This window comes from Sphingobium herbicidovorans (assembly GCF_002080435.1).
Classification (GTDB): Bacteria; Pseudomonadota; Alphaproteobacteria; order Sphingomonadales; family Sphingomonadaceae; genus Sphingobium; species Sphingobium herbicidovorans.
The window spans coordinates 1,023,019-1,036,147 of sequence record NZ_CP020538.1 but is presented as its reverse complement, the minus strand read 5'-3'; the positions used below and the strand labels follow the sequence as shown (position 1 = coordinate 1,036,147).

Below are 13,129 nucleotides of genomic sequence, written 5' to 3'. Positions count from 1 at the left end.
AAAAGGGGGTGATTCGCCCTTTGCCTGCCACGCAAAAAAGTGCGGGCCGGGACTGTCCGATCCGCACTGTCAGCACTTTTTGACCCGCCGTTTTCCGCCCAATCCCGCCGGTTTCGCGCGCTAACCAAAACCGATCCCCGGGCGATCCGGGGGCCGGCCCTCATCAAACCGAAGCATGACAGGGGCCGGATTTCCAAGACTGCATATAGAGCCGCCACATCGCTTTGTGAAGGGGGCGGGCAGTCCATTCTTCCGTCTGGTCAGAACAGGCGCGTCAGGTGATAGAAGCCTGCGCCTATCAAACCAGCGGCTGGCAGGGTCACGACCCAGGCGACGACGATGCTGGACGCCACGTTCCAGCGGACGGCCGACAGCCGCCGCGACGCGCCCACGCCGACGATGGCGCCGGTGATCGTGTGCGTGGTGGAAACCGGCACGCCCAGATGCGTGGCCATGAACAGGGTTATCGCTCCCCCCGTTTCGGCGCAGAAACCCTGTGACGGGGTGAGCCGCGTGATTTTCGACCCCATGGTGTGGACGATCTTCCAGCCGCCCAGCAACGTGCCAAGGCCCATCGCCGCCTGGCAGGAAATCACCACCCAGAAGGGGACATGAAAGCCGCCCGTCAGCATGCCCTGCGAATAAAGCAGCACCGCGATGATGCCCATCGTCTTCTGCGCGTCATTGCCGCCATGGCCCAGCGAGTAGAGCGAGGCTGAGACAAGCTGGAGCTTGCGGAAAACCCGGTCCGCGCTCTGGGGCGTAAATCGGCGGAAAATCCAGCTGATGAGCAGCACGAGGAAAAGCGCCAGAATGAGGCCGATCGCCGGCGACATGACGATGGCCGCGCTGGTCTTGAACACGCCGCTCCAGACGACTGCGCCCAGCCCCGCCTTGGCCGTGCCCGCGCCGAGCAGGCCGCCGATCAGAGCATGGCTGGAGGAGGACGGGATGCCGAGGCCCCAGGTGATGAGGTTCCAGGCGATGGCCCCCATCAGCGCGCCGAAGATCACCGGCGGGTCGATGATATTGGCATCGACAATGCCTTTCCCGACGGTTTCGGCGACATGCAGGCCGAAGAAGAGGAAGGCGATGAAATTGAAGAACGCGGCCCAGGCAACCGCATATTGCGGCTTCAAAACGCGGGTCGAAACGATCGTGGCGATCGAGTTCGCAGCGTCGTGCAGGCCGTTCAGAAAGTCGAAGGCGAGCGCGACGCCGATCAGGGCGACGAGCAGCGGGAAGGCGAGTTGGGCTTCCATGGTGACCTGGCTTGTGTCCGGGGTTCATTCATCCGCCCGCCCTGACATTGTCGAAGACGCGCGGGCTTCGACAGCATCAGTCCAAACGGGGGTGGGATTGGGCGTCAGGCGTGGTCGATGACCAGCCCGGAAATTTCATTGGCGACGTCCTCGAAACGGTCGGTCACCTTTTCCAGATGCGCGTAAATCTCGTTGCCGACGACGAAGTCCATGGGATTGCCCTGCCGCGCCTGGTTGTAGAGCGCCTTCAGGCCCGCTTCATGCAGGATGTCGGCATGGCCCTCCAGCTTGACCAATCGCTCGGTCAGGTCGTGGAGGCGGACGGAATGGAGATTGAGCGAGCGCAGCAGCGGCATCGCTTCGGCAGTGATGCGCGCGCATTCGACGATGAGCGCGCTCATGTCCTGCATCTGCGGCGCGAAGTCCTTGACCTCGAACAGCGCGATTGCCTTGGCCGTCTGGTTCATCTGGTCGATGGCGTCGTCCATGACCCCGATCAGGCCGGTGATGGCGCTGCGGTCGAATGGCGTCACGAAGATCCGCCGCACATCCTGCAGCACCTCGCGGATGATGTCGTCCGCCTCATGCTCGCGCGCGGAAATCTCCTGGATATGCGCGTCCATGTCCGGGCCGCCCTTCAGCAGCTTGGCGAGCGCATCCGCACCCGCGACCAGCATTGCGGCATGATCCTCAAACTGTTCGAAGAAACGCCCCTGTTTGGGCATCAGCGCGTGAAACCACCGCAGCATTCCAGTCCTTTCGCTTTGCCATTCCTTGACCCGAAGCAGCATTCGGATGAACCAGCCCGGATCTCGCGGCGGTTCGCGAAAGGCCGCGATGATGGTTTGAAGATCGGGTTCATCGACTGCTTTTGCGGCCTCCGATACCGGAAACCAGCGCAGTTCCCTTTGCCCACGCTCGGGCCAGTGCGATAGCTGGCCGGTTACTGCGAGGGGAAACACTTCGACCGTGGCTTCGCGGGAGCCGCCCTTGCGGCGGCGCTTGTCATAGCAATAGCGGCCCAGGGGCGACGGGCAGGCGATGCCGTGGATGCCCGCTTCCTCATAGGCTTCGACCTCGGCGGCGCGGTGACCGGCCATGCCCTTGATACGATTGCCCTTGGGTATCACCCAACGCCGCGTCTCGCGCGACGTTATCAGCAATATGCGCATCGACCCGTCTGCGTCCGTGGCATAGGGCAACGCGGCGATCTGGCGCATCACCATAGCTCCAGCGCAGCGCGGCTGGCCGCGCCAATGTCTGGTCGCCCTTCATCCATGGAAGCGCCATGTAACGAAAACGTCACATAGCGCAATCAACTAGATTAGATCGACAGCCGCGCCGTCACGCGAATGTCCCGTCCGGCGAGCGGCGCATAATCCTTCAGCACGCTGGCATGACGCCGCGTCTCCACGTCGAAGATATTATTGGCGCTGACGGTGATGCTGGTACGGTCGTTGCCGCTGAACGGTTTGAAGGACAGCGACGCGTTGACCAGCGTAAAGCCGCCGGTGCGCGTTTCGGTCGCTGCGATCCGGTCTTGCGCGAAGCTGTGCTCCACTTCGCCGCGCAGCGTCAGCCGATCGTCCTGCAACTCCAGCCCGCCCAGCAAGCGAAGCGGCGGGATGCGGGGAGCCGGGCCGGACCCGGTGATGGTGGCGCGCACATAGTCGGCTACGCCATCCAGATTGACGGCGTAACGGCCGATCTGCCCCAGCTTGACCGAAGCCTCCGCCTCAAAGCCCCAATAGCGGGCATCCGCCTGCGCATATTGGAAGCATGGAAATTCCAGTTCCGCGCCCCCATTGGCGGCCATGCACACGCTGTCGTCCACGATGGCGTCGTAGATATAACCATTGAACCAGTTGTGATAGGCGGACAGCGACAGGTTGTAGCCGTCACCCCGACCGCGCAGCGTGCCTTCCACCCCCCAGCTTTTTTCCAGGCCAAAGCTCGGATCGCCCAGTTCAAACGCCTGGGTGCCCGCGTGATTACCGCGCGCGAACAATTCTTCGGCGGATGGCGCGCGTTCCGTGCGGGCAAGGTTCAGCCCCAGCCGCCAGCCCGGAACGATCTGCTGGCTCGCCCCGACCGATGCTGAAAAAGCGTCAAAGTTGCGCCGCTGGGCCGCGATGAACAGGTCGGCATCGGGGGCCGAACGCAGCTTGGTCTTTTCATAGCGCGCGCCTGCTTCCAGCCGCGTATCGCCCAGATCGACCGATTGCAGGGTGAAGAAGCCCAACTGCTCCGTGTCATTCTTGGGCAGGAATTTCTCTTCGCCATTGGCGGAAAAGCGGCGGGTGAAATATTGCACGCCGGATGCGCCATCCCAATTGCCACGGCGGGACTGGATCAGCTCCAGCCGACTTTCCATCGACTGATTGCGGAATGTGGTGCCGATTTCGCCGTCAGGCTCGATTTCGTCATGCCGGTAGCTCGCCCAACCGGCGCGCAGCCGGATACTGTCGATAAATCCGCCATTCACCGCAACTTCGCCGCGCAGGTCCGCGCGCGTCTGCCGCATGGCCAGGGTCACGTCTTCGTGTGAATGACCATGTTCTTCTTCGTGATCGTGATCGTGATCGTCGTCATGGTCATGGTCGGCCTCCGTCACATCGATGCGCGATGGTACGCCGTAACGGTTTTCGCTGTGCGAAACGGAAAAGCCCAGGTTCCCGCGATCGCCGACATAGGCCAGGCCGCCCGCCACTTCCCATGTTTCGGCCGCGGTATTGGGCAGCTTGCCGCGCAGGCGCCCGTCTTCGCGAATTTCCTCTTCGTCGGAATTGGCCGCTATGGCGCGAAGCGGCGCTGCCAGGATATAGCCGCCGGTCCGCAGGTTGCCGGTCCTGGTGTAGCTGCCGTCGGCATGAGCGACCAGCCCGCCGCCCAGCGGCACCTCAATCTCTCCAGCGACAGTCCGTTCATCCGCCGCGCTGCCATAGGTGGCGATGCCGTCCACATGGATTGGCTCGTCCGGGATCCGTCGCGGAATGCGGCTGTCGATGACATTGACGACGCCGCCGATCGCGGAGGAGCCGTATAGAAGCGCCGACGGTCCGCGCAGTATTTCGATGCGGTCGGCGGTCAGCGGGTTGATGGCGACGGCGTGATCGACCGAGGTGTTGGATACGTCGAAGCTGCCGATGCCGTCGGTCAGGATGCGCACTCGTTCACCCTGAAAGCCGCGCAGCACCGGGCGCGAGGCATTGGGGCCAAAGGAAGTGGCCGAGACGCCCGGCAGATGCGCCAGCGTTTCGCCGATGGTGGGGCGCAGGGAGCGGGTCAGTTCCGCGCCCGAGATGACCGATGTGCCTGAAAGGATGTCGCCCTGCCTGCGTGGGATGAGGGCGGTGACGATGATGTCGGCCCGATCGTCATGATAGGCGTTTGGCGGGGTGGGTGTAGTATCGGTCTGCGATGCTGCGGGGAACGCGAGGCAAAGGGCGGAAATGGCGGAACCGGCGCGGAGCAGCGGCAAATGCATGAGTTAAACCCTTAATCGAAATGATCTTGGCGCGCGGTCTAGCTAAAACGATATAACATATCAACTGCCATTATCAGCTATTTCATGGGCGTGCCGTGAGAAGCCTAAGCCTCGGATTAAGGTCCGCCTTCGATCAGGTCAGCCTTAGATCAGGTCAGCCTTAGATCAGGTCAGCCCTTGATAAGGTCCGCCTTGAGAATGTGCGGCGTGGCAGCGGCTCGCATTGACCGGGTAAAGCAGTGTGACGGGTACGCTGCGAGAAGCTCCGCCGCCCATGGCGTGGGGCGTTGGCAGCTTTGTGGGGCGCAGCCGATTGGCGTCAGAGGAATAGAAATTCCGCGAGTGCAACCGCCGCCGGGTTCGTTTCCGGTTGGGCGCGCAGGGCCTGTCGCACTTCGATGGCGGGCAGCGGTCTTTCGAGCGCGAGGCGACGGATGCCGGTCATCCGGCCAAGGTCGCGGGCCAGCGGGCCGAAGGCGGCGAAGCAGCCCGCCCCTTCCCGCAATATGGTCATGATGTCGAACATATTGTCGGTTTCCAGCACGGGATCTCCCAGGATGATCCCGTCCCGATCCAGCGCTTCGTCGATGATGCGACGGAGCGCGTTGTGCGGTTCCATGGCCAGCGTCGGGCTGATCCGCAGTTCCTCGGGCGACACGCTGTCGCGGCGGGCGAGGGGATGATCGGCGCCCGCATAGATGTTGATCTGTTCCGACCAGCCATAGCGGGAAGGAAGGCCCGCCGATTCGCCCAGGGCGTAGAAATAGGCGATGTCGACGCGGCCCTGTTCCAGCGCGCGGCGCGCTTCGTCAGCCAGATGGATGGACAGGTCGAGCGTGATCGCGACATCTTCATTCGCCGCTTCGAACGCAGCCAGCGCGTCCTGGAAATGGCCGAACACCGGCGCGGGCGCGGCGAGGATGATGGATTGCCGGACCGGTTCCGAAGCGGGCGGCGCGGCGTCGATTACTGGCGGCGCTGCTTCGGGTTCATCCATGGTCCAGTTGGCAGAGCGGTCGTGCGACAGCAGCGTCATGGCTTCGGCCGTCTTGCGCCCGGCGGGGGTCAGCCGCTGGCGATCGGGAAGATCCTCGAACAGCTTGTAGCCGAGGCGCATTTCCAGCGATGCGATGTCGCGCGCGATATCGTCGGCTGAAAGGCCGGTGTCGCGGGCGCATCGGGTGATGCCGCCGGCGGCCACCATCTGCGCGAAAATGTCCAGTTGGCGCAGGGAAGGCGTGGCCATGCAGCGGTGATAGTGCAATTGTCGCGCCGGGTTAAGCGCCATCTTCGTGTCGATGACGTTGGGATGTTGACGAAAGCTCGTGATGCGGGTTCAATCGCCGCTACCGGCTTCACCGTCCTTTCATCGGACCGCTGCCAGGGGAGCAGCCATGGGCGACATCATCAATCTGAGACAGGCGCGCAAGGCCAAGGCGCGGGGCGAGAAGGAGCGGGTGGCTGCGGCCAATCGCGCCAAGTTCGGGCGCACGAAGGCGGAGCGGCAGGCCAGCCTTCAGGAAGAGGTGCGGCAGACCCAGCGGATAGAGGGCAATCGTCGTGAACTGCCGGAAGATGATCCTCAATAATCGTGAGGCATTGAAGCAAAGAAAATCCGCCACAGGCTATAAGTCTGGATGAACATCCATTAATATTCCTGTTATCTGTATCCGTCCGTCGATGATCTGCATCGATTCGTCCTGAATCTTGTGACGTGGTTGCCGTCATTTCGTCGCCCTGTCCGTTGAGTTGGGACTATGAGAGGATATAGCCTGTTCGTTCGTTCGGCCGGCGCCGCGATTGCCGCTGTTCTGGCCTTTGGTCCCACCTATGCTTTTGCGCAGGAAGAGGTCGCTCCACCGGTATCTGCCCCGGTGCCCACGGAGGTTGTCCCGCCGGCGGCGCCAGCGCCGGTCATGGCCCCTTCGACGCCCATGGTGCAGCCGACCCAGTCGGTCGATGAGCGCATTGCCGCTGCGGTCGCGGCGTCGGAAGCCGATCAGGCAGCCACAGCCGCGCCGACCGCCGCTCCAGCAGAAAGCACAGAACGCAGGGTTGCCGCCCAACGGCCACAGCCGTCGCGTGCCGCCACTGCGACACCGCCCACTGCGACGCCAGCGCCGCGCGAGCCGGTGGCAGATACCGCGCAGCCGCAGGAGGCCGCGTCCGCGCCAGTAGCCCCGGTGGCCCCGAATATGAGTGCGCCTGAAACGACGGCTGCCGATCCAGTGGTGCAGGAGCAGCCAGCAGCGGCGGGCAGCGTCCCTGACGAATCGCTTTACTGGGCGCTGGGTGGCGGCGCTTTGCTGTTGCTGGGTCTGGGCGGAGCTGCGGCCTTGCGTCGTCGCAGGGTAGATGAGGTCGCGGTGGCGCCCTATGCCCAAACGCCTGTTCGCGATGAACCGATGGCGACCAAGCCCGTGCCGGTGGCGTCTGTTGCGGCCCCGACCCGCAGCGCAGCGTCGCCGGTCGATGCCACCGCGCCCGTGCATGGCAGTCTGGCGGCAATGGTCGCCGCTCCGCCCAGCGCGGAAAATCCGTTCCGCACGCATAGCAAGCGGTTGCGTCGGGCGCGTTACCTGCTGGCCCAGCGCGAGAGGCAGAATGCCCCGGTGCATGCGCCGGTTTCTGCCCCCGTTCCGCCGCAGATGACCCGCGCCGAACCGGAGATGCAGACGGTCTATCGGCTGGGCGCGGATCGTGGCCGGAACATGGGATTCAAACCGCAGACGCGGTAAGCCCATCGCCTAAAAGAGGCGGGCCTTTGGCCGGGAGTTTTTCAGCTACCCGCATAGAGGGAGTGGCGGCAGTTGCCGTCACTCCCCTTTTGCATGCCCATCGTGCCGACTCGGTTGCACTTGAGCGCCACGCCTGATACCGGCGCGCGGGTGATTTTTGCGCCAGTTTGAAGGCCAGTTTAAGGAAGGTCGCTCCATCCATGTCCGATAAGATCAATCGCATTGTCCTTGCCTTCTCGGGAGGGCTGGACACCAGCGTGATCCTGAAATGGTTGCAGCAGACCTATAATTGCGAGGTGGTGACCTTTACTGCCGATCTGGGGCAGGGCGAAGAGCTGGAGCCGGCGCGGCAGAAGGCCAAGCTGATGGGCGTGCGCGACGAGCATATCTTCATCGACGATCTGCGCGAGGAATTCGTCAAGGATTATGTGTTCCCGATGATGCGCAGCAATGCGCTGTATGAGGGGCTGTATCTGCTGGGCACGTCGATTGCGCGGCCGTTGATCGCCAAGCGGCAGATCGAAATCGCGCGGCAGGTGGGCGCGGACGCCGTCAGCCATGGCGCGACGGGCAAGGGCAATGACCAGGTGCGTTTCGAACTGGGCTATTACGCCCTGTCGCCCGACATCAAGGTGATCGCGCCGTGGCGTGAGTGGGACTTGACCAGCCGCACCCGCCTGATCGAATTTGCCGAGCAGCACCAGATCCCGATCCCGCGGGACAAGCGCGGCGAAAGCCCGTTTTCGACCGACGCGAACATGCTGCACACCTCTTCCGAGGGCAAGGTGCTGGAAGATCCGTGGGAAGAAGTGCCCGACTATGTCTATTCGCGCACCGTCAACCCGGAGGATGCGCCGGACGCGCCCGAATATATCACGGTCGATTTCGAGCGTGGCGACGGCGTCGCGATCAACGGCGTGGGCATGAGCCCGGCGACGCTGCTGGAAACGCTGAACGAATATGGCCGCAAGCATGGCATCGGCCGCCTCGACCTGGTCGAAAACCGCTTCGTCGGCATGAAGTCGCGCGGCATGTATGAAACGCCGGGCGGCGCCATCTATCATCTGGCGCATCGCGGGATTGAGCAACTGACGCTGGATCGCGGCGCGGCGCATCTGAAGGATGAACTTGCCCCCAAATATGCCGAGCTGATCTATAACGGCTTCTGGTTCAGCCCTGAGCGCGAGATGTTGCAGGCGGCGATCGACCATAGCCAGGAAAAGGTGACGGGCACTGTCCGGCTGAAGCTGTACAAGGGCGGCGTTTATGTCGTTGGCCGCAAGTCGCCTTATTCGCTCTACAGCGAAAAGGTCGTGACGTTCGAGGATGATGCGGGCGCCTATGACCAGCGCGATGCGGCCGGGTTCATCAAGCTGAACGCGCTGCGGTTGCGGCTGCTGGGCCGGCGGGACGCCTGACCGCAAGGGCGGGGTGGTGCGGCGCATGTGCCGCCCCGTTACAAATTACGACAATTTAGGCCGTGACATGACAAGGTTGCGGGACAAGTCTTCCCCATAAGGGTTGCAGGAGCGGCGATGGCCGTTCGTCACCTTTTGGAAGGAAGATCAAATGATCCGCAAATTTTTTGGCACGGTCGCGGTCGGCTCGCTTGTCGTCGGCGGACTGGCGGTGTCGCATCTGGCGCTGGCGCAGCCCGGCGATGGTGCCCACAAAGGCCGCCACGGCGGCATGATCGCGATGGCCGACGCCAACAAGGACGGCCAGGTCAGCAAGGCGGAGTTCACTGCCGCCCTTGATGCGCGTTTCACGAAGATGGACGCCAATCGCGACGGCAAGCTGACGAAGGAAGATCGCGAGATCACCCGCAAGGCGCGGATGGACCAGCGCTTCACCGCGATGGACAGCGACAAGAACGGCCAGATCAGCAAGGCTGAGTTCGACGCCGCTCATCAGGCGCGGTCCGACCGCCGTGGCGGGGAAGGCCATGGCAAGCGCTTTGGCCGGGGCGGTCATCATGGCTTTGGCGGCGGCATGATGTTCGGCCGTGGCGGGATGAAGGGCGAGGCCGCGAAGGATGGCGTGCTGACCCGCGCAGAATTCATGGCCCGGCCGATGGCCATGTTCGACAAGGCCGACGCCAACAAGGACGGCTCTGTAACCGCCGAGGAAATGAAGGCGGCGCAGCAGGCTCGGCGCGATGCGTGGCAGCAGCGTCGCGGCATGGACGCCGCGCCGACGAAATAACGGGCAAGGCGGGGTGGGGGGCGTCCTCCACCCTTCCAAGCCGATGACAGTCGTGACAGATATCCCCCATGAGCGAAAAACCCCATCTGCTGCTCGTCGATGACGAGCGTTCGATCCGCGAGCCGTTGGCGCAATATCTGTCGCGCAACGGCTTTCGCGTGACCGCCGTGGAAAGCGCGGCGGAAGCGCGGCTGCGCCTGAACGCCAGCGCGATCGACCTCGTCATCCTGGACATCATGATGCCGGGCGAGGACGGGCTGTCGCTGTGCCGCCATATTCGCGAGACGGGCGAAATTCCCGTCATCCTGCTGACGGCGAAGTCCGAGGAGACGGACCGGATCGTGGGCCTTGAAATGGGCGCGGACGATTATGTGCTGAAGCCCTTTTCACCGCGCGAGCTGGTGGCGCGGATCAAGATGATTTTCCGCCGCGTCGCCACTGGCGGCCAGCGCGTGACCGCGCCCGATGGCGCGACCTACGCCTTTGCGGGGTGGTTGCTAAAGACGCATGAGCGCGTGCTGGTGGATCAGGAAGGCGTCGTCCTGCCGCTGTCGACCGCCGAATATAATCTGATGCTGGCCTTTACCACGCGGCCCAACCAGGTGCTGAGCCGCGACCAGTTGCTCGACATCACGCAGGGGCGGGAGGCCAACGCGTTCGACCGGGCGATCGACAACCAGATCAGCCGTCTGCGCAAGAAGATCGAGCCGGACCCCAAGACCCCGACGCTGATCAAGACCGTGTGGGGCGGCGGCTATACGCTGGCTGCGGATGTGAGAAAGCTGTGAAGCGCATCCGATTCTGGCCGCAGGGCCTGGCCGGGCAGATCATCATGCTGGTCGCCATCGCGCTGTTCGTGGCGCAGGCGATCAATTTCGGGCTGCTGTTGCAGGAGCGCAACCGGCTGACGCTGACGGCGCAGACGGCGCCCGGCGTCTATCGCATCGCCGACGCGCTGGACAGCCGGGGTGAGCCGCCCGCCGCCAACCGGCCGCAGCGCGCGCGCTTTTTGGACGCCATGCCCGTGCTGGACGGCGACAGGCGGCCGGAGATTGAGAGAAGGGCGCGAGCGATGTTCGCCGACATCGGCTTGCCGGTCCTGTCGGTGCAGGTGTTCGAGCAGGACCGCGCGCCGCCCCTGCGCCGGTGGGAACGGGTGCGCATGCGCGCGATGGGCGATCAGCGCGGCGGTCCGCGAAGCCGCCGGCTGGTCATGGCGGCGGAATATGAACAGGGAAAATGGATCGTCACGCAGTCGCGCATAGGCGATCGCCCGGCGCGCTATGGCGGCTGGCTGGCCTGGCAGACGCTGATCCTTTACGTGATCGTGCTGGCCCCGCTGCTGTGGGTCGGGCGGAGACTGGCGCGGCCGCTGGGGCAGTTGACGCGGTCGGCGCAGCAGTTCGCCCGCACCGGTTCGGCCGACGCGGTCGAGGAGCGGGGGCCGGGCGACGTGCGCGAATTGACCACCGCATTCAACGCGATGCGCAGCCGCATCGTCGCGATGCTGGACGAGAAGGACAGGATGCTGGGCGCGATCGGCCATGACCTGCGGACGCCGCTCGCGTCGCTGCGGGTGCGGGCGGAATCGGTCGAGGATGAAGGCGAGCGCGCGCGCATGTCCGAGACGATCGACGAGATGAACCGGATGCTGGAGGATATTTTGTCGCTGGCGCGGGCGGGACGCAGCACGGAAGCCGCGCAGAAGGTCGATCTGTCCGCGCTGGCCGATGCGGTGGTCGAGGACTTTATCGAACTGGGATCAGCCGTCGACATGGCGGAAAGCGCCCGCGCGGTGGCTTCGGTAAGGCCGCAGCAGATCCGCCGGGCGCTGCGCAACCTGATCGAAAACGCCATCGTCTATGGCGAGCGCGCGCATGTGTCCGTGGTGCGGGAAGATGGGGCGATCCGTCTGGTCGTCGCCGATGACGGGCCGGGCATCGCCGATGACCGCATGGAAGAGATGATTGAGCCGTTCACCCGGATGGAAGGGTCGCGCAACCGGGAGACTGGCGGCGCGGGGCTGGGGCTGGCGCTGGTCCGCGCGATCATAGCGGAGCATGGCGGCGCGCTGCGGCTGGCGAACCGGACCGGCGGTGGGCTGGAGGCCAGTCTGGTGATCCCGGCCTGATCCCGTCAGGCGGGATTACGGCTGGTGAACCATAGCCCGCCAAGGCTGATCGCGGCCGCAGCTGACATGTAGAGGCCGACCAGTTCGACGCCCTGCACCTGGATCAGCCATGTGGCGACGATGGGGGCCAGCGCGCCGCCGAGGATCCCGCCCAGATTGAATGAGAATGACGCGCCGGTGTAGCGAAGCTGGACGGGGAACAGGTGCGGCAGATAAGCGCCCAGCGGCCCGTAGACAAAGCCCATCAGGAACAGGGCCAGGCTGAGTATCAGGAAGATCGGCAGCAACTGGCCCGTGCCCATGGCGGGGCCGAAGATGACGCCCATCAGAACCGTGCCGATGCAGCCCGCCACCAGAACGCGGGTGGGGCTGGTCTTGTCCGCCCACCAGCCCGCGATGATGATGCTGAGCGCCATGAACAGGATCGCGCCGAGCTGGATCGCGAGGAAGGTTTCGCGGCCGATGTTGAGCGTGGTGGTGCCGTATCCGAGCGCGAAGGCGGTGGCGATATAATAGACGGCAAAGCAGGCGACGACCGCGAAGGTGCCCGCAATCGCTGCGCCCAGATGGTGGGAGAAGAGGGTGGCAAGGGGCAGGGCGGGCGGCGGCGCTTCGGCCTGGGCGGCGGCAAATTCCGGGGTCTCGCTGAGTTTCAGGCGAACCCAGAGGCCCAGGAACACCAGCACCGCGCTGCCAAGGAACGGGAGACGCCAGCCCCAGGCGAAAAAGTCTTCGTCGGTGAGGAACATGCCCAGGATCAGGAACAGCCCGTTGGCCGCGAGGAAGCCGACCGGCGCGCCCAGTTGGGGGAACATGCCGAAGCGCGCGCGCCATCCCGGCGGGGCGTTTTCGACGGCGAGCAGCGCCGCCCCGCCCCATTCCCCGCCAAGGCCAAAGCCCTGCCCGAAGCGCAGGATGCACAGGATCAGCGGCGCCCACCAGCCGATCATCTGGTACGTAGGCAGGAAACCGATAGCCAATGTCGATGCGCCCATCAGCATGAGCGAGGTGACCAGCGTCGCCTTCCGACCGATGCGGTCGCCATAATGGCCGAACACCGCAGCGCCGAGCGGCCGGGCGAAGAAGGCGAGCGCCAGGCTGCCATAGGCGGCCATGAGCTGCGCGGAAGGCGAGGAGGCGGGGAAGAACAGGGGACCGAACACCAGGCTGGCGGCGGTGGCGTAGATATAGAAGTCGTAAAATTCGACCGCCGTGCCGATGAGGCTGGCCGCCAGCACCCGCTTGTGCCGCAGCATCGCATCGATCCCGTTCGCTTCCATCGCCTGCACGCCCCCTCGCGCCATTT

General features: G+C 64.4%; 11 protein-coding genes. 6 read left to right on the top strand and 5 right to left on the bottom strand.

Translation table 11 applies throughout. The annotated features are described in order from the left end of the window. Positions 1-260: 260 nt before the first annotated feature. The 4 genes from B6S01_RS05010 to B6S01_RS04995 all read right to left on the bottom strand — a co-directional run bounded on the left by B6S01_RS05010 (position 261) and on the right by B6S01_RS04995 (position 5,995). Entirely contained in the window at positions 261-1,262 is a 1,002-nt protein-coding gene (locus tag B6S01_RS05010) for an inorganic phosphate transporter (RefSeq protein ID WP_037461423.1), read from the bottom strand. A gap of 104 nt (positions 1,263-1,366) precedes the next feature. Then, positions 1,367-2,482 (bottom strand): DUF47 family protein, encoded by a 1,116-nt coding sequence (locus B6S01_RS05005; protein ID WP_037462197.1) that lies wholly within the window; start codon positions 2,480-2,482, stop codon positions 1,367-1,369. A gap of 104 nt (positions 2,483-2,586) precedes the next feature. Then, positions 2,587-4,749, bottom strand: a complete 2,163-nt coding sequence (locus tag B6S01_RS05000) for a TonB-dependent receptor (RefSeq protein WP_037461425.1) — start codon at positions 4,747-4,749, stop codon at positions 2,587-2,589. 319 nt (positions 4,750-5,068) lie between these two features. Further along, complete coding sequence (locus B6S01_RS04995) at positions 5,069-5,995, bottom strand: LysR family transcriptional regulator (RefSeq protein ID WP_037461427.1); 927 nt, start codon at positions 5,993-5,995, stop codon at positions 5,069-5,071. Between the two features lie 148 nt (positions 5,996-6,143). Here B6S01_RS04995 and B6S01_RS04990 point away from each other — a divergent pair, with 148 nt between their 5' ends. From B6S01_RS04990 to B6S01_RS04965, 6 genes are all read left to right on the top strand, one after another. Further along, the gene (locus B6S01_RS04990; protein ID WP_037461429.1) at positions 6,144-6,338 is read left to right on the top strand and encodes a DUF4169 family protein; all 195 of its coding nucleotides are present in this window, start codon (positions 6,144-6,146) and stop codon (positions 6,336-6,338) included. Positions 6,339-6,506: 168 nt separating this feature from the next. After that, positions 6,507-7,487, top strand: a complete 981-nt coding sequence (locus B6S01_RS04985) for a hypothetical protein (protein WP_051907895.1) — start codon at positions 6,507-6,509, stop codon at positions 7,485-7,487. A gap of 200 nt (positions 7,488-7,687) precedes the next feature. Then, positions 7,688-8,905, top strand: coding sequence for an argininosuccinate synthase (locus B6S01_RS04980; RefSeq protein WP_037461430.1), 1,218 nt, complete (start codon positions 7,688-7,690; stop codon positions 8,903-8,905). Between the two features lie 151 nt (positions 8,906-9,056). Beyond that, the gene (locus B6S01_RS04975; protein WP_037462204.1) at positions 9,057-9,692 is read left to right on the top strand and encodes an EF-hand domain-containing protein; all 636 of its coding nucleotides are present in this window, start codon (positions 9,057-9,059) and stop codon (positions 9,690-9,692) included. Between the two features lie 68 nt (positions 9,693-9,760). After that, entirely contained in the window at positions 9,761-10,480 is a 720-nt protein-coding gene (locus B6S01_RS04970; RefSeq protein ID WP_037461433.1) for a response regulator, read from the top strand. Continuing rightward, positions 10,477-11,823 (top strand): sensor histidine kinase, encoded by a 1,347-nt coding sequence (locus tag B6S01_RS04965; RefSeq protein ID WP_037461436.1) that lies wholly within the window; start codon positions 10,477-10,479, stop codon positions 11,821-11,823. The genes B6S01_RS04970 and B6S01_RS04965 overlap by 4 nt, the downstream gene beginning before the upstream one ends. 5 nt (positions 11,824-11,828) lie before the next feature. Here B6S01_RS04965 and B6S01_RS04960 read toward each other — a convergent pair whose 3' ends face one another. Further along, positions 11,829-13,127, bottom strand: a complete 1,299-nt coding sequence (locus B6S01_RS04960) for an MFS transporter (protein WP_037461438.1) — start codon at positions 13,125-13,127, stop codon at positions 11,829-11,831. Positions 13,128-13,129 lie beyond the last annotated feature (2 nt).